This window comes from Corallococcus sp. CA053C (assembly GCF_003611675.1).
In the GTDB taxonomy this organism is placed as follows: Bacteria; Myxococcota; Myxococcia; order Myxococcales; family Myxococcaceae; genus Corallococcus.
Genome location: NZ_RAWA01000119.1, coordinates 1 through 23,474, shown reverse-complemented (window position 1 = coordinate 23,474; position 23,474 = coordinate 1). Strand labels below are relative to the sequence as shown.

Genomic DNA, 23,474 nt, shown 5'->3' with positions numbered 1-23,474 from the left:
TATAAGAGACAGGATGACCACCGACCCCTCTCCGGGCAGCGGCACCACCGTGGACGTGTTGCCCTCCAGCAGCAGCAGGTACAGCCGCTCCGGCGCGATGGTGCGCGCTGCGCCCCGCCGGGGTTCCTCGGTGTCCAGCAGGTCACGTGACGGCATTTCCCGAAAGAATGCCCAGGCCCTTGAAGCCCGGGCAACCCGCCGGGCCCCTCCGGATGATTGATTTGCGAATCAGGGGGCGCGCGGTCCATGCTCCCGCCCCGAGGAGACGGGTGCCATGGCCAAGATGCTGAACGAAGGGGATGCGGTTCCGGACGTCACGCTGTCGGGGCCTGGCAACGCACCTGTGCGCCTGCGCGACCTGGTGGGTGACAAGGTGCTGGTCATCTACTTCTACCCGCGGGACGACTCCCCGGGTTGTACCGTCCAGGCGTGCAGCCTGCGGGACCAGTACCAGGACTTCACGGACGCGGGCGCGGACGTGGTGGGCATCAGCAGCGACTCCGCGGAGTCCCATGAGAAGTTCGTCGCCAAACACCGGCTCCCCTTCCGCCTCCTGAGCGACCCGGATGGCGCGGCGCGCAAGGCCTTCGGGGTGGGCACCAACTTCCTGGGGCTCCTGCCGGGCCGGGTGACCTTCATCGCGGACCGCACGGGCACCATCCGCTACGCGTTCGACTCGCAGATGCAGGTGCGCAAGCACGTCTCCGGTGCCCTGGAAGTCGTCCGGTCGCTCACGGGTCAGGGAGCCGCGCCCGCCCGTCCGGGCTGAGACACTGAGACGCCGAGACACACGGACAGACCGTATTTCCCGCTACACTGGCTCCAGGCCTCCAGGTCCCGAAGCCCGGGACACCGCCGCCCGTTCGCGGGCGGCATGGGACGCGCTGGCCGGCCGGGGGTCACATCATGCGGTGGCATTGGATGCTGGGACTGCTGTGCGTCGGGTGCGCGAGCCTGACGAAAGACCTGCACGACGAGGACCTGTCGCAGGAGGAGCTGCCCACCGAGGAGACGGTGTACCTGGTGCCGCTGGACGAGGCGCTGCTCACCATGCGGCACCTCTTCGAGGAGCGGCGCTACGACGTCTTCGAGCGCGAGGGCGAGCACGAGCTCTACACCTCCGCGCACGAGCCGGGGGTGAACCTGCCCCGCAACCGCACCTTCGAGCGCTACTTCGTGAAGGGCGCGGCGGTGGGCCCGCGTCAGTCCGTCATCCGCGTCTTCCGCCTGCGCTACCGCGAGCAGGACACCAACATCGAGCAGAAGCCCAAGTGGCTGAACGACCGCGTCGAGGAGGAGGAGAAGTACCTCGCCCAGAAGACGTTCGAGCGCGTCACCTTCAACGGCGTGCCGGACATGGAGGGCTTCAAGATGGTGCGCGGCATCCGCGACCTCCCGCTGGAGCGCAAGCTGCTGTCGAAGCTGGAGATGGTGCCGTCGCTGGAGCTGGTGGGCGGCAAGACGTCCGCGCCGGTGCGCTCCGTGTCGGTGGAGGGCTGGAACGAGGAGGCCCCGGACGCGGCCGCGCAGTGCGGTGAGCCGCTGGAGGGCGTGGCGCCGCTGCTCGCCGCTGGGCACACGGTGCTGGTGGCGGATCCGCTGGGCACGCGCGAGCTGCCGGAGGCCGCCACGCGGATGCTCTGCGACGCGACGGAGCACCAGCTCTCCGTGGCGCTCGCGCTGTCCATCCCGGCGGAGGATCAGCCCGCGCTCGACGACTACCTGGCCAGCGAGGGCCACGGCCCGGACCTGGAGCAGCTGCTGGTGGCCAGCTCCTTCTGGCGCCGGGTGTACCAGGACGGCCGCAGCAGCAGCGCGCTGCTGCGCCTCATCGAACAGGCCCGGCGGCTGCGCGCGCACGGCAACGCCGTCACGGTGGTGGCGTTCGACTCCAGCGCCGCGTCCGGCAACGCGCGCGAGGAGGAGATGGCGAAGCACCTCATCGCCTTCCGCAAGGCGAACCCGGACGTGTGGCTGCTGGCGCTCGCGGGCGACGTGCACGTGCGCACGAAGCCGGTGAGCTGGAACAAGGACTTCGACCCGCTGGGCGCGAGGCTGATGAAGGCCCTGCCCTCCTCCCCCGTGAAGGCGCTGGAGGTGGGCTTCCAGCGTGGCTCCCAGTACTCCTGCCGCTTCAACGTCTGGGAGCAGGTGGAGTGCAATGTCTATGCGCTCAGCCCGTCCGAGGAAGTGCGCCAGCAGCCCGGCACGCCGCGCAAGGTGGCGCTGTTCTCCGCCCCCAGCGACAAGGGCTTCCACGGCCGGCTCTACGTGGGGGCGCTCAATGCATCCCCGCCCGTCATCCAGCGCGCGGAAGCCGGCACGACCCGCTCTGTCGCCCAGCAACGCGAGACGCCCTCCCCCAATCCCTGACAGTGCCCCGTCCGTTGTAGGCTGGGGACGACAGACAGGGGGCTGACATGCGCTGGTATTGGACGCTGGGACTGATGTGCATGGGGTGCGCGAGCCTGTCGCGCGGGCTGGACGGCAATCCGGTGGACACCGAGCCGGTCCCCACCGTCGAGAAGGTCTTCCTGGTGCCGGTGGACGAGGCCCTGTTCGTCACCCGCCGGGTGCTGGAGGAGCAGCGCCTGGATGTCTTCGAGCAGAAGGCCTCCAGCGACCTGTACTCCGCCTCGTGGGAGATCGGCGTGAACCAGAAGGGCAACCGCACCTTCGAGCGCTACCTGGTGCGCGGCGAGGCGGTGGGCCCGCGTCAGTCCGTCATCCGCATCTTCCGGCTCCAGTACCGGGAGGCGGACCAGGCCGTCGAGGTACTCGCCGAGCCGGGGAGCCTGGGGCCGGGGCTCAAGGGTTACACCCAGTTCGAGACCCACAACGAGTTCTCCCGGCAGACCTTCGAAGGCGTCCCTGAGATGGAGGGCTTCAAGCTGCGCCGGGGCACGCGCGATCTGCCCCAGGAGCGCAAGGTCCTGGCCCGGCTGGAGATGGTGCCGTCGCTGGAGCTGGTGGGCGGCAAGGCATCCGCGCCGGTGCGCTCCGTGAAGGTGGCCGGCTGGGAGGCGGCGACCCCGGACGCGGCCCCGCGCTGCGGCGAGCCGCTGGAGGGCGTGGCGCCGTTGCTCGGTTCCGGGCAGACGGTGCTCGTCGCGGATCCGCTGGGCACGCGGCAGTTGCCGGAGGCCGCCGCGCGCATGCTCTGTGACGCCACGGAGCGCAAGCTGCCCGTGGCGCTGGCGCTGTCCATGCCGGCGGGGGATCAGGCCGTGCTGGACGAATACCTGGCGAGCCCGGGCGGGGACGCGGACCTGGAGCGCCTGCTGGTGGTCAGCGACTTCTGGCGCCGCGTGGACCAGGACGGCCGCAGCAGCGCGGGGATGCTCCACCTCATCGAGGCCGCGCGCCGCCTGCGCGCGCAGGGACACGCCGTCTCGCTGGTGGCGTTCGACTCCAGCACGGCCTCCGGCAACGCGCGCGAGGAGGAGATGGCGAAGCACCTGCTCGCCTTCCGCCAGGAGCACCCGGAGGCCTGGCTGCTGGTGCTCGCGGGCGACGTGCACGTGCGCACGGGCACCGTGGGCTGGGACGCGAAGTTCGAGCCCCTGGGCGCGCGGCTGACGAAGGCCCTGCCCCCAGCGTCCGTGCGGGCGCTGGACGCGGGCTTCGAGCGCGGGGCGCACTACGGCTGCCGCTTCAACGTCTGGCAGCAGGTGGACTGCGACGTGCACGGCATCAACCCGACGGCCGAGGTGCGCCAGGAGCCCGACGCACCCCGGAAGGTGGCGCTCTTCGCCGCCCCCAGTGAGACGGGCTTCCACGGCCGGCTCTACCTGGGGAAGCTGAGCGCGTCCCTGCCCGTCATCCAGCGCGCCGCGAGTGGCCCGGAGAAGCCCCTGGCCACCCACGGCACGCCGCAGAAGCCTGCTACGGCACCTTGACGCCGCCGCTCACCACGAGCCCGTAGTCGGCATCCACGGCCGTCGTCTCCAGCCGGGCGTCCTGGACGATCTCGTCACCCAGGACCTCCACCCTCCAGGTGCCCGCGGCGGGGTTCTGGATGAAGACGTTCTCCACGGTGTCCACCTTGTTGGAGACGCCGCCGGCGGTGGAGAAGTTGCCGGCGGTCAGCCCGTTGTTGCCCCAGTACACGACGCCCGACGGGGACGCCACGCGCAGGGACAGGTCGTTGATGCGCGCCCGGGCCGCGCCCACGGTGCCCATGGGGTCCGTGTAGACCATCGTGACGTTGAGCTCCGTCTCACCGGCGGCCACGCTGACGTTGTACGTCTTGACGGCCAGCGGCGTGAGGACGTCCGTCTCGTCGACGATGAAGGTCTTCGCGGCGCGGTCGTACAGGCGCTTGAGGTCGGAGGTCCCCCAGCCCTGCTTGTAGCGGTCCACGTCCGCGTTGCTCCCGCCCGCGGTCCAGTTGTAGCGCGCGGCGCCGTTGATCATCAGCGCCTTGGCGGTGGCCATCTGCGGGCGGCTGGTGAAGACGTCCGCCTTGCCGCCGAACCCGGCCCACACGCCCTGGTGCCACATCTGGTGCAGCAGGCCGAAGTGGCCGGAGGTCTGCGGCGTCGCGGAGCTGGTGCCGCCGAACTCCGTGTAGCTGGAGTCGGTGGAGCCGGACGCGCCCCGGATGTTGTCGTAATAGAACGCCAGGTCCGGCTTGATGCGGCCGTCCGCCGCCGGGCCGATGCTGCCGCCGGAGCCCCAGTTGTCGTCCGTGCGCGCCAGCGTGTTGTAGTGCTTCACGCCGCCCACGGAGACGATGTTCTTCGCCCACGCCTGCGGGCGCGAGTTGCGCGTGCCGGAGTTGCTCTGCGACTGCGTGCTGAGCAGCGGCGCCTTGAACAGGTAGTCGTCCGTCTCCGCGGAGAGCGTGGTGTACGCGGTCGTCAGCGCGCTGCCCACGCTGGAGGTCTGGAACACCGCGCGGTAGGGGCCCGCGGGGTTGATGAGCTCCTGGTTCGCCGTGTAGCGCGACTTGGTGCCGCCGAACTGGGTGGACTCGCTGTAGAGGAAGAAGATGCCCTGCCCGCCCGGCAGCATGCCCTTGGCCAGCGGGTCCACGCCCTTGGCGAAGTTGTGGCTGTAGCAGCTGGTGCCGTGCAGCGAACCGGACGTCGTGCCCACGCTGTGGATGATGGGCGCGGTGGGCCATTCGCGGTGGGTGGTGCGCAGCTCGGTGTCGAAGACCTCACCGCGCACGCCCTGCCCGTTCCAGCCCTTGAGCGTCTCGATGTAGTTGGCCCCGCCCGTCGCGCGGACGATGTCCATGTCCACCTCGCCGGGCCCGCCCCAGCGGTCGACGAACTGCACCTCGTTGGCGCGCACCAGCTGGCCCAGCTGCTCCTGGTTGAGCGTGGCCTCCACGCGCAGGCCGCCCGGCTCCACCAGCTCCACCCTGCCGCCCAGTCGCTCCACCAGCGCCGTCACGCGGCCCTGCCGCTCCGCGCCGCGCTCGCCCAGCATGATGGAGTAGCGCTGGGGTGCGAGCGCCGCCGCCCGCCCGAGCAGCGCGTCCCGCAGCACCGGCTCCAGGCGGTACTCCGGGTGGTAGTCCCCCACCCAGCGCACCGCGGGGAGCCCGGCCACGCGCGCGCGGACCTCCGGGGTCATCTCCACGAGGTAGGTGTGATCCGACAGGAAGCGCAGCACCTTGCCGCCCGCGCGCTCGATGGTCTCCCGGAACTCCGGCAGCGGCGTGCCGTGGAACTGCACCAGTGACAGCGTGTTGTCCCGGTCCGCCACCAGCGTGTTGCCCAGCAGTGGCGCGTTGCGCGCGAGCGGGTCGAACGACGCCTCCTGCAAGCGGATGAGGTACTGCTCCTCCTGCACGCGCCCCATCAGCTCGGTGCCACCCCGGGTGTACGCCGAATAGGCCCGGTCGGTGCCGTCCGCCTGACGCTCCTTCCAGACGTGGAGCTGCACGCCGGAGTCCGCCACGACGTCCAGGGTGCGCAGGGCGCTGACGGGCCGCGCCGTCTGGTGGAACACCAGGCCCGACGGCGTCGCCAGCGTGCTGCCGCCGGCCTTCAGGGAGGTGGCCACCGCCGCGCCCGGAGTCGCCGCGCGAGAAGCCGACGGAGGTGTCCGATCCACCGCGAACGCGCTCAGGGGAACCGCGAAGGTGCAGCCCAGCACCAGCGCGGTGACCGGACGCCAGCGACGGGGGGACGTCGAGAACCGCTTCCGCAAGTCCTGCATGTCGGCACTCCCTTCAAAGTGAGATAAACCTGTAATACGCACAATGGCCGTATTTCAAGTCATGCCACTCAGTTGCAACAGGGCGTGCTTTTTGCGCTGCGGGCATCCCTTTCCCGGCGTGTCGCAGGAACTCAAACCGCTCTCAGTCCTCAGGAGTGTGAGTCCTACACCGTGAGCGGAAACATTCCGGTGGGAAGGCCCGATAAACTGGAACCCATGACTTCCATCTCCAACCGCCCCGTCCCCGCACCCCTGCCGCGCACCTCCGCGACGCCCGTTGAGAACCGGAGCCCCGCCGCCCAGCCGCGCACGCCGGCCACGGAGCAGGCCCCGCGCAACACCGAGCGCGAGCGCGACACCTTCTCCCCCGCCGCGGCGCTGCGTCCCTCGGGGCGGGCGCGCGTCACCACGGAGGGCGACAACTTCGTGCTGGAGGCCCGGGGCCAGGTGGGCAACCGCGCTTCCACGCGCTCGGGCGGCGTCCCCACGCGCCTGGGTCCGGTGACGGCGGGCGGTTCGTTCGGAGCGTCGGGCAGCCTGCGCGTGGAGGTGCCCCGGCAGGCGGCGACGGAGGCCATCCGCAACGGTGAGTTCCCCAACCCCGCCGCCCCGGAGACGTGGCCGGTGGGCACGCGCGCGCGGGCGGAGGTCCAGGGCCAGGCGGGCTTCAACGCGGGTGTGCGCGCGGGGCCGGGCAGGCTGGGAGAGACGCTGGGGCTCAGCACGTCGTACGACCGCACCCAGACGCAGCGCTACGAGCTGCAGCGCACGTCGCAGGACACGCTGCGCGCGTCGGTGACGTCGCTGGGCCGGCAGCAGGACGCGACGAACGTGCGCGGGCTGGAGGGCCGGCAGGATCAGCGCCTGGAGCACACGCGCACGGCGGACTTCAACATCACGCAGCCGGAGGGCCAGGCCGCGTACCAGCAGTTCCTGCGCACCGGCCAGCTGCCCTCGCAGAACGGCCCCGGCGTGAGCAACGTGGGCTCGACGGACGGGCTGGAGCAGAACCGCGAGGCGCGGGTGCTGGGCCGGCAGGTGGCCACCACCGAGCGGCAAACGAACCTGGGCGCGGACGGTGACGGCAACCAGACCGTGCGCCAGACGGACCGCAACGTGGCGGGCGGCACCCAGTCCGTGGAGATGGCGGTGGGCGCGGATGGCAACGGCCGCGCGGAGACGCGGATCAACGATTCGGTGCGCGCGACGACCACCACCACGCCGGGCCAACCCGCGCAGGTGGACTACGAGCTCAACTTCACCGACCCCACCGCCGCGCGCATGGCTCGCGGTGCGTTCTCCAGCAACGACGCGGACGCGGAGAACGGCGCCCCGTTGACGGTGCGCCTCAACGAGCAGCAGGCCCGTACGCTGCTGGAGCGCACGATGGGCCCGGGCCTCGCGTCGGGTCAGCGCCCGATGGACGCCGCCTTCCGCGCGCTGTCGCAGGGCGGGCAGCAGGCCTTCGCCCAGAGCCTCTTCAACGCGACCGTGGACCCCCAGAACCCCAACGCCCCGCGCCGCGCGCTGGAGGCGACGCAGGCCCCGGCGGCGACCCCGTCCCTGCCCCAGTTCGACGAAGTGCCGAGCATCTCGTAGTCCCTCCGCATGGAGGACCTCAACGCGAAGGTCGGCACGCACGACCTGCTCTTCCTCACGTTGGACACGCTGCGGTTCGACGTGGCCCGGGAGGCGCTGGAGCGCGGCCAGACGCCCACCCTGGCCGCGCTGTTGCCCGGCGGCCGGTGGGAGGAGCGCCACAGCCCGGCGAGCTTCACCTACGCCGCGCACCAGGCCTTCTTCGCGGGCTTCCTCCCCACCCCCGTCACGCCGGGCCGGCACCCGCGCCCCTTCGCCCTGCGCTTCGAGGGCAGTGAGACGACGGGCCCGGGCACCTGCGTGCTCGACGCGCCCGATATCGTCACGGGGCTCGCCGGGCGCGGCTACCACACGGTGTGCATTGGCGGGACGGGCTTCTTCAACCTGCGAAACCCCCTGGGCCGCGTGCTCCCGGGCCTCTTCGCGGAAGCGCACTGGGCCCCGGAGCTGGGCGTCACCGAGCCCCGTTCCACGGAAAATCAGGTATCACTCGCAGTGAAGATCCTGGGTGCGCTGCCCCGGGAGCAGCGGGTGTTCCTGTTCATCAACGTCTCCGCGTTGCACCAGCCGAACCGGCACTACGTGCCCGGGGCGACGGAGGACTCGAAGGAGACGCAAGGGGCGGCGCTGGCGTACGTGGACCACCAGCTGCCGCCGCTGTTCCAGGCGCTGCGGCAGCGGGGGCCGGCGTTCTGCATCGTGTGTTCGGACCACGGGACGGCGTACGGCGAGGACGGCTACTCGGGGCACCGGCTGGGGCACCCGGTGGTGTGGACGGTGCCCTATGGCGAGTTCGTGCTGCCGTAGACTCCGGCCATGACGCGCCTGGAGTCGATGCTCGAAGGGACGCCGTACGTGGCGTACCTCTACGGCTACCCGCACAAGACGGCCTACCGCCCGCTCACGCCCGCGCTGGCGCTGGAGGACGTCTGGGCGAAGGAGCGCCGGGACGCGCTGTTCCTCTACCTGCACGTGCCGTTCTGCGAGATGCGCTGCGGGTTCTGCAACCTCTTCACCGCCGCGGGGCCGAAGGAGGACGTCGTCCAGGCGTGGCTCGCGGCGCTGAAGCGCGAGGCCGGCCGCGTGAAGCAGGCGCTGGGCCCGGCCACGTTCGCGCGCGCGGCCATCGGAGGCGGCACCCCCACCCTGCTGGACGTGCCCGGGCTGGAGACGGTGTTCGACCTGGCGGCGGACCTGGGCGTGGATCCGCGCGCGGTGCCGATGTCCGTGGAGGTGTCGCCGGAGACGGTGGATGCGGCGAAGGCCGCGGTGCTCAAGGCCCGGGGCGTGGACCGGGTGAGCATGGGCGTGCAGAGCTTCCTGGAGTCGGAGGTCGCCGCGGTGAGCCGGCCGCAGAAGACGGCGCAGGTGGAGGCCACGCTGGACCTGCTCCGGAGCACGGGCTTCCCGACGCTCAACGTGGATCTCATCTACGGCATCGAGGGCCAGACGCCGGACACGTTCCTTCAGTCGCTGCGGGCCGCGCTCCGGTACGCGCCGGAGGAGGTCTATCTCTATCCGCTCTACGTGCGCCCCCTCACCTTCCTGGGGAAGAAGTCGCGCGCGTGGGACGACTTGCGCCTGTCGCTGTACCGCACGGGCCGGGACTTCCTCCTCGCGGAGGGCTACTCGCAGGTGTCGATGCGGATGTTCCGCGCGAAGCACGCGCCGGCCGCGCGGGGCCCGGTGTACCGCTGCCAGGAGGACGGCATGGTGGGGCTGGGCGTGGGCGCGCGCTCGTATGCGGGGGACGTGCACTACTCGTCCGAATACGCGGTCGCCTCGCGCGAGGTGCGCGGCATCATCCAGGCGTACAGCGAACGCGACGCGGAGTCGTTCGGTGAGGTGCGCTACGGGTTCGTGCTGGACGCGGCCGAGCAGCGTCACCGGCATGTCGTGCTGTCGCTGTTGGCGGAAGGCGTGTGCCCGGTGCAGTACCGCCAGCGCTTCGGCACGGAGGCGAGAGCGGACTTCCCGATGCTCGCGGAGCTGGAGGCCCACGGGCTGGCGCGCGACGTGGCTGGCGTGTTCCAGCTCACGGACGCGGGCGTGGAGCGCTCGGACCTCATCGGTCCGTGGTTGGACTCCGAGGCCGTGCGCGCGCGGATGCGGGAGTACGCCTGGCGATGAAGCTCACCGTGCTCTACCGGGGCCCGCTGTCCGGCTGCAACTACGGCTGCGAGTACTGCCCCTTCGGCAAGTGGAAGCAGAGCGAGGAGGAGCTGACGAAGGACCGCGCGGATCTGGAGCGGTTCCTCGCGTGGGTGGAGTCGCGCACGCAGGACACCGTGTCCGTCTTCTTCACGCCGTGGGGCGAGGCGCTCATCTGGCCCTGGTACCAGCAGGCCCTCGCGCGGCTGACGCACCTGCCCCACGTGGAGCGCGCGGCGGTGCAGACGAACCTCTCCTGCCGGCTGGACTGGCTCACGGACTGTCGCACCGACAAGCTGGGCATCTGGGCCACGTACCATCCGGAGTGGATGAAGCGTTCGCGCTTCCTCGCGCAGTGCGAACGGCTGTCGGAACAGGGCGTGCGGCACAGCGCGGGCATGGTGGGCTTCCGCCGCTTCGCGGACGAGGCAGAGGCGCTGCGCCGCGAGCTGCCCCGGGACACGTACCTGTGGATCAACGCGGTGAAGGACGGCCTGGACGCGTACACGCCGGAGGATGTGGAGCGCTTCGCGCGCATCGACCCGCTCTTCCCGGTGAACAACACGCGCCATCCCAGCCTGGGCAGGGCCTGCCGCGCGGGCGAGTCCGTGCTGTCGGTGGACGGTGACGGCACCGCGTACCGGTGCCACTTCATCAAGGAGCCGCTGGGCAACCTCTACGCCCCGGACTTCGAACAGGCGTTGAAGCCGCGCCCGTGCTCGAAGGACACGTGCGGGTGTCACATCGGCTACGTGCACCTGGAGTACCTGGAGCTGGACCGGGTGTTCGGCTCGGGGCTGCTGGAGCGCGTGCCGGCGACGCGGCTGTGGGACGGCGGCGCTCAGCGCAGCGCTTCGCGGAGCTCCCAGTCGTAGACGGACAGGCCGTCGCGTGTGAGGCCGGGGAGCAGGTCTCCGAAGGCGTTGGCCTCCAGCACGCGGTGGCCGTGGAAGAACTCCTCGAACATCAGGTCGATGCCCACGTGAAGGCAGTCGTGCGCGCGGGCCACGGCGCGGCAGCTCTCCAGCGCGGCCTCCCATTCACGCGGAGGCACCGCCGCGTGGAAGGCGTCCAGGTCGCCGCGATAGCCGCCCAGGTGGAGGTTGGTGATGGGGTGGCGGCTCTGGCGCACCACCGTGAAGACGGGCTCGCCGCGCACCGCGAGGATGCGGCAGTCGAACACGTCCCCGCCCAGCCGCGCCTTGGGGCGGGCCTGTTCTACCTGGGAGCCCTCGCGCAGGAGGAAGGACAGCACCGCGTCCACCTCTCCGGCGTCCGAGACGCGCCGCACGTTGAGTGAGTTGAACCAGCCGGTGTCACCCCGGTGGAGGCTGGTGAGCAGCGATCCTTCCGAACCTGGCGTGCGCCCCAATCGGTACACGGCGAGGCACGACGCGGACGAGCCGCACGACAGCTTCACGAACACCTCGCGCCACCCCGCTTCGCGCATCCCGTGGCGCAGGGCCTCCGGGGTGGTGACATCCTCGAGATACGGCGGCACGGGGATGCCCAGGGCCGCGTACCGGCGTGACGTGATGCGCTTGTCGAACAGGTCCGCGATGGCCGAGGGCTTCGACCACACGCGCCAGTGGGGACGTTGGGCGAAGCGGGCCGCCAGGTCCTCCAGCACGCGCAGGAAGCCCAGGTGGTGCTGCCGGGGGCACAGCACGCGGCCATGCTCGGCAGGCAGCGCGTCCACCTGTTCCGGGGTCACGACGTCACAGCCGGCGGTGAGGGCGTCTTCGTGGCCGCGCTTCAGGAGCGCGCGCTCCACCTCCGCGTCCTCGCCCGCCGCGTCGATGCGGACACAGTGCTCCGTGTCGGGAAGTTCCAGGAGCACGTCCGGCGTGCGGGCCACCGTCTCCCAGGACACGACGTGCGCGGGAGGGAGCCCGGCGCGGATCAGCGCCTCCTGGAAGAGCGTGACGCGCCGGTTCCCGGGGTTGCCGATGAGGAGGAACGGCGGCGCGGCGGACATGGGGACCCGGCGCTATTCGCCTACGGCGGCGTAGCGGGAGTCCTCGTCGTAGGGCACGCGCTGCTTGCCGCTGATGACCGACTGGGCAGCGGTCGCGACCAGCTTCTGCCCCTCCTTCGTGAGGAAGTTCTCGGAGACATCCAGCGTCTTGAGGCGCCGGAAGACCGTCGGGTTCGTCGCCAGGACGTGGGCGCCCGTGTCGGTCATCGTGCCCATGGACAGGTCCAGCTCCTGGAGCTGCGCGAGCACCTTGGCCTTGGGCAGCACCTCGCACAGCGCATCGGTGAACTCCGCGTTGCGCAGGCCGAGCTTCCGGAGGTTCGGTACGCCTTCTGCGTCGAGCAGCGGCTTGAGGTCCTTCACCCCGCCTTCCGCGCCGTAGTTGTCCGACCCGAACCAGATCTCCAGCGCCTCCAGCTTCGGCCACTTCGCCTTCACGATGGACTTCACCGCGCCCAGCGGCAGGCCGCCCGTCTCCACGGTGAAGGAGCGCAGCTCTGGCAGGTCGATCTTCCCCAGCTCCACCTTCCCGCCGCGCACGCGCAGCTCCCGCAGCTCCGGGAACACGCGGTAGAGGGGCTGGAGGTTGCCCACGTGCGTCCAGGAGATCTCCGTGTCGTCGGGGTACTCGAAGTCGCCGATGAACAGGTGGCGCAGCGCCTTGGACGGCTTCGCCTTCCCGAGTACCTCCAGCGTGTCGTGGTACTCGTTCTCGCCGTCGAAGCAGGCCATGCCGAGGGTCAGGCTCCGCAGGAAGCACGCGGACGGGTGGGCCAGCAGCTTGCGGAGGACCTCCGGGACATCCGCCGTCGAGTCGTAGTCCACCTGCCCCACGCGGGCCTCGCGGATGAAGCCCAGGTGCCACTCGAGCTTGAGCGTCTCCTCGGAGACCGCTTCCGCCAGGTCCTCGCCCAGCAGCTCACCCGCGTGCGCCTCGATGTACTTCGCGGCCTGCTTGCGCGCCTTGGCGGACTCGGCCGCGGGCGCGTCCAGCGCGGCATGCTGGAGCAGGATGAGCTCCGCGCGCGGATCGCCTTCGCCCTTGAGCCACTCGGCGTAGGCGAGGTAGCCCTTCACGTCGTCGGGTGCGGCGAGGATGGCGGCTTCCAGGTCCGGGTGGGACGCGGACTCGGCCTGGGCCTCGTCGTCCCCACCCTCCCCTTCGACGAGCGTGTAGCCCTTGCCCTCCTTCTCCTTCACGAGCGCGTCGTAGGCCTTCTTCGCCTCCGCCTTGGAGTCGAAGGTCTCGCTCTTCTCCTGGCCATCGGTGCCGATGCGGCCCCAGCGCTTGATCAGCGTGGTGCCTTCCTGGCGGATCTCCCAGAACTTGCTGGAGCTGCCTTCCGTGAACTCGTACCGAGGCATGGCGCGACCCTCCCGAGGCAGCGAAGCGGAACGCTCCGGACGGTAGAGGAGGCCCCCGACAAGCTCAAGACGACAAGCTCAAGCGCGCGGCTTGAGCGTCAGGGGCGGATCAGCACCAGCTCCACGCGGCGGTTCAGCTCACGACCGCGGGGGATGAGGTTGGGGGCCTTGGGGCTGCGGTCGCCCATGCCCACGGCCTCCACGCGGGACGGGGCCACGCCCGCGCGCACGAGCATGTCCGCGACGGCGCGGGCGCGGGCATCGGAGAGGCCCTGGCGGGCGGGCGGCGGGACTTCACGGCCGTCGGTGTGGCCCTCGATGCGCAGGCGGGCCTTGGGCTGGCGCACGAGCAGGTCCACGAGCAGCTCCAGGCCCGTGAGCGTGGACTTGGTGGGCACGGGCTTCTTCTCATCGAAGCTGAGCGGCTGGGGCAGCTCGATGTGGTCCTCCAGCACCTTCGCGGCCTGGGTGGCCTTGGGCGCGGGGACCAGGGCGAAGGCCAGCGAGGACTCGGCGCCGGCGGTCAGCTCCACCTGGCGCGTCTGGGCGAGGAACCCGTCCGCGATGAGGTCCACGGTGTACGCGCCCGCGGACAGCGGCACGTCCTGGGGCTTGCGGCCGGGCGCGGTGGGGACCACCAGCTTCACCGGCTCCCCCGTGCCGCGCACGAAGGCGGTGGCGGAGGTGGGCTTCTTCGACGTGACCTGGAGGCGCAGGCGACCGGTGGCCACGGGCGTGCGCTCCACGGGCGGCGTCACGGAGACGACGGTCGTGGTGGGCTTCACGCCAGCGTCGGGCACCGAGGGCTGGACCACCTTCACGGGAGCGCCCGCGTCCGGCGGGGACTTCACGGGCGAGCCGGCGTCGACCGGGGTGACGGCGGGCTCGTCCTGTGGAGGCTGGATCATCTCCGCGGTGACGGCGTGGGTGAGCTTGAGCTTGAGGCGCGGATCCGGCGCGTTGGGCACGATGGCCGGGGACGCCTTCACGTTCACGCGCAGCCCGCGCTGGGACTGGAAGCCGACGGACGCGGTGATCTTCCAGAGGAAGCCGTTGGTCTCGCTGAAGAGGCTCCAGGAGCCATTGGTGTACGTGACGCGCGACACGAGGGTGTGGTCCCCCGGTTCGACCTTCATCACGGCGAGGCGGTGGAGGCCGGGCGCGTTCAGCTCCTCGAGCGAGGGCACCGCGAGCGGCTGTCCGTCGAGGAGGAAGTCGGTCTCCACGAGGCGGTAGCCGTCCTCGGGCTTGAAGCCCTCGAAGAGCAGCTGCACTTCGGAGGGGGATTCGGGGACCAGGGCGCGGAGCTGACGTTCCAGCTCGGCGCGCACCTGATCCTCGCGCGTGGGTTCAGCCGCGAGCGCACCAGGGGCGAAGAGTCCCGCGAGGACCAGTGACCCGATTCTGAAGAAGGAGGAATCCACGAGGCGCACGCAGCATGGCACAAGGTGGGCTCCGGACGATGCAGGGATACAGCCCTGTAGAGGGTGCAGGCGGGCGCGACAGGCCTGCTCGGCGGCCCCGATTGCCCTCCGTCTTGAGGGCTTCGCCGTGAATTCAACGTTCCGCCCCGTGCTGGCATGGGGGCGCCGGGTTGGCTCATCCTCGGGGGGCATGGATCCCAAGCCTGCCCCTACCCCGACGACGTCCTTCCTTTCACGCAGAGCGTGGGCCTGGAGCGTGATGGGGGCCGGGGTCACGCTGGTCGCGCTCGTGGCGACGATGCGCGTGGACCGCAAGGCGTACGGGCTGGTGGAGGTGGACATGGGCGAGCGGGTGGACGTCCCAGTGCCTGTCGCGGGGCGCGTGGTGTGGGTGGATACGGGGAGGCGCAAGCAGGTCGCGGCCGGAGAGGTGGTGGCGCGCCTGGAGACGGCGGCGGGCGTGGTGGTGGAGGTCCCAGCCCCCCGGGCGGCGACGGTGAAGATGGAGTTGGTGGCGCCGGGGGTTGAGATGAAGGGGGGCGAGTCCGTGATGTCGTTGCTGGACCCCGGCGTCGCGCGGGTCTCCTTCACCGCGATCTTCCCGGGACGGTTCCGCACGGAGTTGGCGTCGGGGATGCCGATGGAGGTCCGACTTCAGGAGGATCCCATCCCCATCGAGACGGTCATCGAGAAGGTGGAGGGACCGGAGGCGTCCGCCCGGTACCTGTGGGCGAGGAAGTACGTGGACCTGCCACTGTCGAAAGGCGAAGGGGTGGTGCTGGTGCATGCGTCGGTGCCGTTGCCCGCCCCTGAGCGAAATGGTCATTCGCGCATCCACAACTGGACGCTAGGGAGCGATGCACGGGTGAGGCTGGGCACGCAGCGCCTGCTCGTCGCGTGGATATCGGAACTGCGCCATGTGTTGCCGTGAGGATTGGCGTCTCGTCGCGATGCTGGCGGTGATGACCACCGGCTGTGCTTCCACTCAGCGCATCCCGGGCGTCGTCCAGGGAACCGAAGGCGCTCCCCTGAGCAGCATCCCGGGCCCCATGCCGGCCTTTGGCCCGTTCGACACGTTCTCGGATGCATTGCAGGCCGCGTGTCCGCTCATCCTGGGCAAGCCACACGCCACTGCTGGCAGGGCGACCGAGCAGAACTTCCAGCTTCGCTGGAGACTCTCTCGCGAGTACTGCGCCTGGCTGTACTACACGCCGGACCGGAAGTTCGAGATGAGCATGCTCGCGGCCGGGCCGCTGCATGACGAGTCACGCAAGCGCACCTGCGACCTCCCCTCGACCGTGAATGATCCCCGGTACGCCCCCGGAAGCCTGGGCTACGTGTTCGTCCTGCACAACCACCCCTATGACAACGTGCTGTCGGATCTCGACATCCGGTTCATCGTCGCCATGGCGGCCGAGCATGGAGTGACCGTCAAGACGCAGGGAGGTCTGGTTCCTCTCTCCATCGTCGCCTTCTTCTCGCTGTCGAGTAGCTTGGAGAACCCTCCTTGTGATGGGTTCTTCCAGTACATCCCGGCGACGGGAGAGCTGTTGCGATGGCTTCGAGACGACAACGCCTGGGGACGTCAGGTCATCGGTCGGGTGGAGTGGCTGGACGACACGCGCTATCGGATCGTGCGCGAATAGGGGCTCGGTCGATGAAGCGATACGCATCGTTGCTGCTGGGGCTCGCCGCCATCGGGTGCACTCGCGCCATCGTGGCCGCATCCGTGCCCGTGGAAGATGATCCCTCGATCCACTTCCCCGGATTCTTCGAGCAGGCCCCGCTTCAGGTTGCGGACGCAAGGCAGCCATTCTTGATGGAGGGGGTTGTCTTCCGCGCACTGACCCTGGCAGCCAACGACTTCCTCCCTGAAGGCCGGACTGATCTGCCGTGCACCGAACGGCAAGCGTCCCACGTCTTCCGGGTCATCCAACGTGAAGGAATCATCTTCGTCCGCATCGACGAGGATCCCGCCACATGCGGACAGGCGCATCCAGGACTCGACTCGGGTGCCCGGTATGCCATCAGTCGCGATGGACGCATCCTGCGGCGCGTGCTGGATGGAATGGAGCCGTACACGGCCCCCGTCGATGCAGGGGTCTTCGAGAAAGCGGAGCCCGGCGTCTCTCCGTCGTTCGACCCGCGACGCCTGGCCCCCCTGCCCTTCCTGGGGTCCTCCGACGCGGGAACGCCTGACGCTCAGACGCCCTGACGGGACAGCCTGCGCTCCAGTCGCTCCAGCCGGAGCTGGTGGTCCGCGGGCAGCTCCACCGGCGCGGCCAGCCGTGCGTGGTGCAGGGCCCGGGGCAGGTCCTTCAGTGAGTGCTCGTAGAGCTTCGTCAGCGACAGGTGGAGCATCGCGCCCTGGCCGGGCCGCGCGTACGTGAGCGCCCGTTGCAGGTGCGCCACTGCCGTCTCACCGTCTCCGGCCCGCCGTGCGAGCCGTGAGGCCAGCACCAGCGCCTCCATGCCGACGGTACCACCACCCTCCGCCGCGGCCTTCGCGAAGGACAAGGCCCGCTCCGTGTCGCCCGCGCGCTCCGCCACCAACGCGAAGCCGAGCAGATCCCGTGGGTCCTGCCGCTCCGTTGTCCCGTCCGCTCGGAAGCGGCGCACCAGGTCTCCCAGCAGCGCCGCGAGGAGCAACAGGTCATTCGCGTTGTGCTCCAGCACTGGCACCAGCTCCGAACCGTCCGTGCCTCGCAGGAAGCGGAAGTACAGCTCCGGGATGAGCGACCCGTCCACGTCCCCCACCCGGTGGTGCCCCAGCACCTGCCCCTCCAGGTGCACGAGCCGCGCGCCCTCGCCCCGGTGCTTGAACACGCGCCGCGCGCAGTGCAGCAGGTCCAGGTGCGGCAGCTCCGGCGGCACCGGCACCCGGTTCAGCACGAAGCGCGTGCGCAACAGCGGCCAGTCGAAGCTCTTGCCGTTGAACGTCACCATGCATGAGGAACTGGCCATGCGTTCGGCCAGCAGGCGCAGCATCGGCGCCTCTTCGCCCATCCGCCGCAGGAAGAGCTGGTGCACACGCAGGGCGCGACCCTCGAACCACGCGAGCCCCACCAGGAACGGCACCGTGCCCGTGCCTCCCGCCAAGCCCGTCGTCTCCGTGTCCAGCATCAACATCCGCGTGAAGTCCACCGACTCCAGCTCCGGATGCAGCGCGAGGCTCGCCACCAGCCGAGACTCCACGTCGAGCGCCGCCGCGACCGGCGCCGTGCCGTGATGATGCTCCGGTGGATAGAGCTGATCCGCGACGTGCACCGTGCCGAACGGCGTCGAGCGCGCCTCCACCGGCAGTGCCCGGGGCTCGGGCGCAGGGGCCACCGCACGCCGTGCGGAAGCCGTGCCCTGGCGCTCCGCCCAGAACGACAGCATCTGGCGCAGCGATGCCACCCGGGGATCCACCGGGCCTTCCGCGACGCCCCCTTTCTTGGCCGCGAACCGTCGCCGCGCTTCCTCACGCAGGTCCACGAGGCCGGAGGAGTCCGTCCTCTCTCCGGCATCGCGCGCCACCGGAGGGACTGCATCAGCGGACATCAACCCGTGAGCCCCATCGAGCGAAGGCCCCGGCTCGCCGTCCATCGAGAGGCGCTTGCGGAGCGCCTCCACCAACACCTCCGCGATGGTGGTCGTCCCTGCTTCCTCAACAGCGGGGACTCCCGCTGAAGCCTCGCTCCGGAGCCGCGCCTCCGCGACCGCCACTGCGGCGACTCCCGATGACGCCTCGTTCCGGCTCCGCGCCTCCGCGACCGCCTGGCGCAGCGCGGCCCGTGCACCTTCCCCGGCCGGCAGGGAGGCCCCGGGCGCGACGTCCACCGCCGGCGAGCCACCCTCCACCACGGGGTTCACCGTGGCCGTGGGCGCACGTGAACCGCCCGGGCCCGCGCTGGTGAGTCGCGACAGTTTGCGCTTCAGGTCCATGCGCCGTCCGTGCTCCTCACTGCACCCCAGCGACGCCGAGCGCCGCCAGCAGGTCCAGCGCCAACCTCTTGCGCGGATGCGTCCCCACCGGCGCGCTCCCCGGCTGTCCACCCGCCGCCGGCCCGATGCACGCCGGGCACCCGTCCTCGCACGGACACGACTCCAACAGCTTGCGTCCGCGCAGCAGCAGCTCCTCGCGCTGATCATACAGCCGCGCCGCCAGCCCCACGCCGCCGGGCACGTTGTCGTAGAGGAACAGCGTCGGCTCGAAGCCCACCCCACCCTCCTTGCGCGGCGGACCGTCCGGCTCGTCCCGGCTGCCGAGCGTCCGGCCCAGGTCTCTCGGGTCGCTCATCAACCCCACGCACGCCACCGTGCGCAGCGCCGTGCCCAAGCCGCGCAACGCGTCGATGACCGCGGGCCTCGGCGCGTCCATCGTGCGCACCACCGACTCCGGCACCGTCAGCCACAGCGCCGACGTGTGCATCTGCATCTCCGGCAGTCGCACGTCGCCGTAACCCACGTTCTCATGCGTGTGGTACTTGATCTTCTTGTAGCCCACGACCTTCTCGATGACGGACACCTCGCCCAGCCCCGCGTGCAGCGTCGGGCCCAGCGGCGCGCCCTGGTCCTCCTGAATCACGCTCACGCGCACGTTCGTCATCGCGTCCGTGAAGTAGTCCGGCGCCACCTTGCGCACGAACGCCTTGTGGTTCTCCAGGTCCAGCATCTCCACCTGGTACTGCTCTGAATCGTGCTGGTAGATGGCCTGCTCGTGCAGCTGCGTGTGCGCGGACCGGAAGTCCATCTCCGCCAGCGTCCGGTCGCTGCCCCGCTCGATGACGACCACGTTGTCCCAGCCCACGCTGCGCAGCGACACGTGGTGCGCCGGGTACGCGTCCGACGACCAGTGGAACATCCGCCGCCCACCCTCCGCCTGCGACGGGTGCACCACCTGGTGCTGCGTGAGGAAGTCCAGCGCCTCCGTGGTGTTCTCCACCGGCACGTCGCCGAACGCGTCCCCCTCCTCGAAGGGCAGCTCGAACGCCGCGCACTTCAGGTGCTGCACCAGGATCTCCACGTTGTCCGGATCAATGCGCGCGTGCTCCACCGGCGCCCCCGTGAGCGCCTTCGGATCCGCCGCGAAGTACTGATCCAACGGCGCGCTGGACGTGACGAGCAACGCCAGGCTCCCCATGCCACGGCGCCCCGCCCGGCCGAAGCGCTGCGACAGCGCCGCCACGGAGCCCGGGTAGCCCGCGCACACCACCGCGTCCAGCGAGCCGATGTCGATGCCCAGCTCCAGCGCGTTGGTGGCCACCACGCAGCGCACCTCGCCCGCGCGCATCGCCGCTTCCGTGGCGCGCCGCGTGCCCGGCAGGTAGCCGCCCCGGTAGCCCTGGATGAGCGACGGATCCAACTTCTCCTCCACGAACCGGTCGCGCAGGTACTTGAGCATCACCTCCACGTTGTTGCGCGACTGTCCGAACAGCAGCGTGGACACCCCCGCGCGCACCAGGTCCGCGGTGAGCCGCACCGCGCTTTTGAGATAACTGGCGCGGATGCCCAGCTCCGCGTTCACCACCGGCGGGTTGTAGACCATCACCCGCCGCTCGCCGGACGGCGCCCCGCTCTCCGACACCAGCGCCACCTCGCGCCCCAGCATCCGCTCCGCGTGCGCCTTCGGGTTGCCGATGGTCGCCGACGCCAGGATGAACGTGGGCGACGCGCCGTGGAACCGCGCCACCCGCTGCAACCGGCGCAGCACGTTGGCCAGGTGCGAACCGAAGACGCCCCGGTACGTGTGCAGCTCGTCAATCACCACGTAGCGCAGGTTCGCGAACAGCCGCGCCCAGTTCGCGTGGTGCGGCAGGATGCCCGTGTGCAGCATGTCCGGGTTGGTCAGCACCACGCCCGCGCGCTCACGGGCCGCCCGCCGAGCATCCCCCGGCGTGTCGCCGTCGAAGGTGATGGCGCCGTGCCCCAACCCCGCCTCGCGCATGAAGGCCCGCAGCGACTCTTCCTGGTCGCGCGACAGGGCCTTCGTGGGGAACAGGTAGAGCGCCCGCGCGTCCGGCTCGGTCGCGAAGCGATGGAGCAGCGGCAGGTTGTAGCAGAGGCTCTTGCCCGAGGCCGTGGGCGTGGCGATGACCAGGCTCTCGCCATCCCGGGCCCGCTCGAACGCCTCCGCCTGGTGGGAGAAGAGCTGCTCCACGCCCCGCTTGCGCAGCGCCTCCCGGACCTGCGGCGCCAAATCGTCGGGCAGCGGCGCGAAGCTTCCCGTGCGCGCGGGCGTGACGGCGTCGTGGACGATGTTCGGCCACACCTGCCGGTCCTTGCGCCACCCGTCCAGCACGGCGTCCAGCCCGCGAGCCCCCGACCACGGTGAGCGACGGGGGCCGGAGAAAGCCTCGGTTTCCTTCTCGGGCTTCATAGGGCCGGGCACTGTACAGACGTGTACCGGGAAGGACAACGCGCGTCACGTCCCCTGCCGCACCGCGCCTGACGCGAGGGGACTGACCGCTTCCGCTACAGCCGGGCGCCTCCGCGTAGCCTTTCCCGTTACACACCCGGCCTCGCACCCATGTAGGCCCGGGCGGAGATTCATTGGCATTCTGAATGCACTGTTTATTCGTGCCTTCCTGTTCCCGGACGACGCGCTCCCGCGTTCCCCCCCGTGGCGCAGGCCTGGCGGATGGAACATGAAGAACTTCGGCCTCCGGATGTCGGCTCTCATGTTGGCGCTCGCAGCCCAGAGCGCGGCGGCGTACGACAAGAACGTCGACCTGAAGAACACGGGCACCACCACCGCCTACGACGTCGCGGTCGTCCTCAATGGCACGGAGACGGTCACCGCCACCTTCGACGGCTACACCTTCGGCCCGCTCATCGGTCACTTCACGCAGCGCACCGTCACCCCGACGGCCTCCGGGGACACGGTCATCCACTGGATGAACATCGACGGGATCGACACGCCCATCCCGCCGGGCAAGACCATCCACGTGGGCTGGAGCACGTCCGACTGCACCAGCCAGATCAAGGACATGTACTGGACCAACAAGGCGCACGGCCGGCTGCGCAACAGCGTCATCCTCGACGTGTTCCACAACCTCACGTACACGACGGGCGGCTTCCCGATCATCGACCTGACCAACGTGCTGGAGGCCCAGGTGAACATCCGGATCCGGGACGTGCGCTTCCTCGTGGTGGACGGCCCGCTGCCGCTGGAGGCCCTGTCCACGATGAACGACAAGCTGATGGCGCAGCTCCGGCCGGTGAGCGAAGGCAGCTTCGTCCTCGCCCCGGGCAAGAGCGCCCGTTTCGAGATCCCGGTGGAGGTGAAGGAGGGCCAGTCCCTCCTCACCGTCTACACGACGAGCCCTGACGAGGCGCAGGGTGCGGTGAGCTCGCTCCAGAGCGCCGAGGCCGTGCACTTCATGCAGCGCCCGGTCGTCGGAGGCGGCGGCGGCTGCGGCGGCCAGATTCCCAACCAGTAACGGAGTTCCAGCACTCGACTGCCTCACGGGCGCGGCCTAGTGTGCCGCGCCCGTGGCGCTCGGAATCTTCCTCTTCACGTACATCTTCATCGCCGGGGCGCGGCTGCCCTTCCTCAAGCTGGACCGTCCCGGAGGCGCGCTGCTGGGCGCCACGCTGATGGTCGTCGCGGGTGTCGTCACCCCCGCGGAGGTGTTCGGCCACAGCGCGGACCGTGGCCAGCAGGCCATCGACATGGACACGCTCGTCCTGCTGCTCGGGATGATGCTGCTGGCCGCGTACCTGTCGCAGGCGAAGTTCTTCCGCGCCACCGGGGCCAGGGCCCTGCGCGTCGCCCACACGCCCCGGCTCCTGCTGGTGGCCGTCACCTTCGTCAGCGCCCTGCTGTCCGCGTTCCTCGTCAACGACACCGTGTGCCTGTTCCTCACGCCGCTCGTGCTCGTGGTGGTGGAGGACGCGCGCCTGCCGCCCGCGCCGTACCTGCTCGCGGTGTGCATGGGCAGCAACAGCGGCTCCGTGGCGACGTTCACCGGCAACCCGCAGAACATGCTGATCCAGGGCGCGTCCGGCCTGGGCTACGCGCGGTTCGCCGCGTACATGGCCCTGCCCGCGCTGCTGTCCACCGCCATCGTGGCCATCGCGCTCCTGTACCTGTTCCGCAAGCAGCTGCCGTCCACGCGCTTCACCGCGCACCCACCTCCAATCGACGTGGACCGCAAGCTGCTCACGCTGGCGCTGGGCGTGCTCTTGGGCGTGGTGGTGGCGTTCTTCGCGGGGCTGCCCATGAGCTGGAGCGCGCTCGCGGGCGGGGTGCTGGTGATGGCGCTGTCCGGGCACGACTCGCGCGAGGCGCTGGAGCGCGTGGACTGGGTGCTGCTGCTGTTCTTCGCCAGCCTCTTCGTCGTGGTGCACGGGGTGCACAAGGCGGGCTGGGCGGAAGAGATGCGCCTGCTGTTCTCACCGCTGATGGCCGGGCCGCCGTGGCGCGAGACGCTGGGCTTCGCGTTCCTCACGCTCGTGGCCTCCAACCTCTTCAGCAACGTGCCCTTCGTGATGCTGGCCCGCGCGTGGGTGCCGGCCATGCAGGAGCCGGAGCTCGCGTGGCACGTGCTGGCGCTGGGCTCCACGCTCGCGGGCAACCTCACGCTGGTGGGCAGCGTGGCCAACCTCATCGTCTTCGAGGCCGCGCGCGGCAAGACGCACATGGGCTTCATGGACTACCTGCGCGTCGGCGTGCCCGTCACGCTGATCAGCTTCGTCGTGGGGCTGGGCGTGCTCCTCGCCGAGCACGCCCTCTTCCCGTAGCCGCCGTCACCGTCAGGCGTCCGGATCCGGCAGCTCGCCCGGGGGAAGCTGGCGCT

18 protein-coding genes are annotated in these 23,474 nt (G+C 70.4%); 12 read left to right on the top strand and 6 right to left on the bottom strand.

Annotated features, from left to right (window positions below; translation table 11 throughout):
* The first annotated feature begins 274 nt into the window (after positions 1-274).
* From D7V97_RS17805 to D7V97_RS17795, 3 genes are all read left to right on the top strand, one after another.
* Positions 275-769, top strand: a complete 495-nt coding sequence (locus D7V97_RS17805; RefSeq protein ID WP_120611841.1) for a peroxiredoxin — start codon at positions 275-277, stop codon at positions 767-769.
* 137 nt (positions 770-906) lie between these two features.
* Positions 907-2,373 carry a hypothetical protein gene (locus tag D7V97_RS17800; RefSeq protein WP_120611840.1) on the top strand — a complete coding sequence of 489 codons (1,467 nt, stop codon included), beginning with the start codon at positions 907-909 and terminating at the stop codon, positions 2,371-2,373.
* 47 nt (positions 2,374-2,420) lie between these two features.
* Complete coding sequence (locus D7V97_RS17795) at positions 2,421-3,899, top strand: hypothetical protein (RefSeq protein WP_233582918.1); 1,479 nt, start codon at positions 2,421-2,423, stop codon at positions 3,897-3,899.
* Here the strand turns inward: D7V97_RS17795 and D7V97_RS17790 are convergent.
* Positions 3,886-6,174, bottom strand: a complete 2,289-nt coding sequence (locus D7V97_RS17790; RefSeq protein ID WP_120611839.1) for a S8 family serine peptidase — start codon at positions 6,172-6,174, stop codon at positions 3,886-3,888. The genes D7V97_RS17795 and D7V97_RS17790 overlap by 14 nt on opposite strands.
* A 216-nt stretch (positions 6,175-6,390) precedes the next feature.
* On the opposite strand from D7V97_RS17790, the gene D7V97_RS17785 reads away from it, so the two are divergent.
* The 4 genes from D7V97_RS17785 to D7V97_RS17770 are packed head-to-tail and all read left to right on the top strand — an operon-like array spanning position 6,391 to position 10,799.
* Positions 6,391-7,773, top strand: coding sequence for a hypothetical protein (locus D7V97_RS17785; RefSeq protein WP_120611838.1), 1,383 nt, complete (start codon positions 6,391-6,393; stop codon positions 7,771-7,773).
* 9 nt (positions 7,774-7,782) lie between these two features.
* The gene (locus tag D7V97_RS17780; protein WP_120611837.1) at positions 7,783-8,580 is read left to right on the top strand and encodes an STM4013/SEN3800 family hydrolase; all 798 of its coding nucleotides are present in this window, start codon (positions 7,783-7,785) and stop codon (positions 8,578-8,580) included.
* 9 nt (positions 8,581-8,589) lie between these two features.
* Positions 8,590-9,903, top strand: a complete 1,314-nt coding sequence (locus tag D7V97_RS17775; RefSeq protein WP_120611836.1) for an STM4012 family radical SAM protein — start codon at positions 8,590-8,592, stop codon at positions 9,901-9,903.
* Entirely contained in the window at positions 9,900-10,799 is a 900-nt protein-coding gene (locus D7V97_RS17770; protein ID WP_120611835.1) for an STM4011 family radical SAM protein, read from the top strand. Before D7V97_RS17775 ends, D7V97_RS17770 begins: the two co-directional genes overlap by 4 nt.
* Here D7V97_RS17770 and D7V97_RS17765 read toward each other — a convergent pair.
* From D7V97_RS17765 to D7V97_RS17755, 3 genes are all read right to left on the bottom strand, one after another.
* A complete protein-coding gene (locus D7V97_RS17765) occupies positions 10,766-11,902 on the bottom strand; it encodes an STM4014 family protein (protein ID WP_120611834.1) in 1,137 nt (378 codons plus the stop codon). The genes D7V97_RS17770 and D7V97_RS17765 overlap by 34 nt on opposite strands.
* 12 nt (positions 11,903-11,914) lie before the next feature.
* Positions 11,915-13,267 (bottom strand): WGR domain-containing protein, encoded by a 1,353-nt coding sequence (locus tag D7V97_RS17760; protein WP_120611833.1) that lies wholly within the window; start codon positions 13,265-13,267, stop codon positions 11,915-11,917.
* Positions 13,268-13,365: 98 nt separating this feature from the next.
* Entirely contained in the window at positions 13,366-14,700 is a 1,335-nt protein-coding gene (locus D7V97_RS17755; RefSeq protein ID WP_120611832.1) for an OmpA family protein, read from the bottom strand.
* 250 nt (positions 14,701-14,950) lie between these two features.
* Between D7V97_RS17755 and D7V97_RS17750 the strand changes: the two genes are divergently transcribed.
* Genes D7V97_RS17750 through D7V97_RS17740 form a run of 3 tightly spaced genes read left to right on the top strand, consistent with a single transcriptional unit; the run spans position 14,951 to position 16,906 of the window.
* A complete protein-coding gene (locus tag D7V97_RS17750) occupies positions 14,951-15,622 on the top strand; it encodes a hypothetical protein (protein ID WP_120611831.1) in 672 nt (223 codons plus the stop codon).
* Positions 15,623-15,641: 19 nt separating this feature from the next.
* The gene (locus D7V97_RS17745) at positions 15,642-16,337 is read left to right on the top strand and encodes a hypothetical protein (RefSeq protein WP_233582917.1); all 696 of its coding nucleotides are present in this window, start codon (positions 15,642-15,644) and stop codon (positions 16,335-16,337) included.
* 29 nt (positions 16,338-16,366) lie between these two features.
* On the top strand, positions 16,367-16,906 hold the full coding sequence (locus D7V97_RS17740; protein WP_120611830.1) for a hypothetical protein: 540 nt from the start codon (positions 16,367-16,369) through the stop codon (positions 16,904-16,906).
* On the opposite strand, the gene D7V97_RS17735 is transcribed toward D7V97_RS17740, so the two are convergent.
* Positions 16,894-18,618, bottom strand: coding sequence for a ribonuclease H-like domain-containing protein (locus tag D7V97_RS17735; RefSeq protein ID WP_120611829.1), 1,725 nt, complete (start codon positions 18,616-18,618; stop codon positions 16,894-16,896). The two genes, D7V97_RS17740 and D7V97_RS17735, sit on opposite strands and share 13 nt — an antisense overlap.
* Positions 18,619-18,634: 16 nt before the next feature.
* A complete protein-coding gene (locus D7V97_RS17730) occupies positions 18,635-21,052 on the bottom strand; it encodes a DEAD/DEAH box helicase (RefSeq protein WP_199728842.1) in 2,418 nt (805 codons plus the stop codon).
* 301 nt (positions 21,053-21,353) lie between these two features.
* On the opposite strand from D7V97_RS17730, the gene D7V97_RS17725 reads away from it, so the two are divergent.
* Positions 21,354-22,115, top strand: a complete 762-nt coding sequence (locus D7V97_RS17725) for a hypothetical protein (RefSeq protein ID WP_147444848.1) — start codon at positions 21,354-21,356, stop codon at positions 22,113-22,115.
* A 52-nt stretch (positions 22,116-22,167) separates the two neighbouring features.
* Positions 22,168-23,418, top strand: coding sequence for an SLC13 family permease (locus tag D7V97_RS17720; protein WP_120611827.1), 1,251 nt, complete (start codon positions 22,168-22,170; stop codon positions 23,416-23,418).
* The last annotated feature ends 56 nt before the right edge of the window (positions 23,419-23,474 follow it).

What these genes read in the sequence shown, in the direction of transcription:
- D7V97_RS17805 (WP_120611841.1), top strand. Translation starts at nt 275, where the DNA reads ATGGCCAAGATGCTGAACGAAGGGGATGCGGTTCCGGACGTCACGCTG.
- D7V97_RS17800 (WP_120611840.1), top strand. Translation starts at nt 907, where the DNA reads ATGCGGTGGCATTGGATGCTGGGACTGCTGTGCGTCGGGTGCGCGAGC.
- D7V97_RS17795 (WP_233582918.1), top strand. Translation starts at nt 2,421, where the DNA reads ATGCGCTGGTATTGGACGCTGGGACTGATGTGCATGGGGTGCGCGAGC.
- D7V97_RS17790 (WP_120611839.1), bottom strand. Translation starts at nt 6,174, where the DNA reads ATGCAGGACTTGCGGAAGCGGTTCTCGACGTCCCCCCGTCGCTGGCGT.
- D7V97_RS17785 (WP_120611838.1), top strand. Translation starts at nt 6,391, where the DNA reads ATGACTTCCATCTCCAACCGCCCCGTCCCCGCACCCCTGCCGCGCACC.
- D7V97_RS17780 (WP_120611837.1), top strand. Translation starts at nt 7,783, where the DNA reads ATGGAGGACCTCAACGCGAAGGTCGGCACGCACGACCTGCTCTTCCTC.
- D7V97_RS17775 (WP_120611836.1), top strand. Translation starts at nt 8,590, where the DNA reads ATGACGCGCCTGGAGTCGATGCTCGAAGGGACGCCGTACGTGGCGTAC.
- D7V97_RS17770 (WP_120611835.1), top strand. Translation starts at nt 9,900, where the DNA reads ATGAAGCTCACCGTGCTCTACCGGGGCCCGCTGTCCGGCTGCAACTAC.
- D7V97_RS17765 (WP_120611834.1), bottom strand. Translation starts at nt 11,902, where the DNA reads ATGTCCGCCGCGCCGCCGTTCCTCCTCATCGGCAACCCCGGGAACCGG.
- D7V97_RS17760 (WP_120611833.1), bottom strand. Translation starts at nt 13,267, where the DNA reads ATGCCTCGGTACGAGTTCACGGAAGGCAGCTCCAGCAAGTTCTGGGAG.
- D7V97_RS17750 (WP_120611831.1), top strand. Translation starts at nt 14,951, where the DNA reads ATGGGGGCCGGGGTCACGCTGGTCGCGCTCGTGGCGACGATGCGCGTG.
- D7V97_RS17745 (WP_233582917.1), top strand. Translation starts at nt 15,642, where the DNA reads ATGCTGGCGGTGATGACCACCGGCTGTGCTTCCACTCAGCGCATCCCG.
- D7V97_RS17735 (WP_120611829.1), bottom strand. Translation starts at nt 18,618, where the DNA reads ATGGACCTGAAGCGCAAACTGTCGCGACTCACCAGCGCGGGCCCGGGC.
- D7V97_RS17730 (WP_199728842.1), bottom strand. Translation starts at nt 21,052, where the DNA reads ATGAAGCCCGAGAAGGAAACCGAGGCTTTCTCCGGCCCCCGTCGCTCA.
- D7V97_RS17725 (WP_147444848.1), top strand. Translation starts at nt 21,354, where the DNA reads ATGTTGGCGCTCGCAGCCCAGAGCGCGGCGGCGTACGACAAGAACGTC.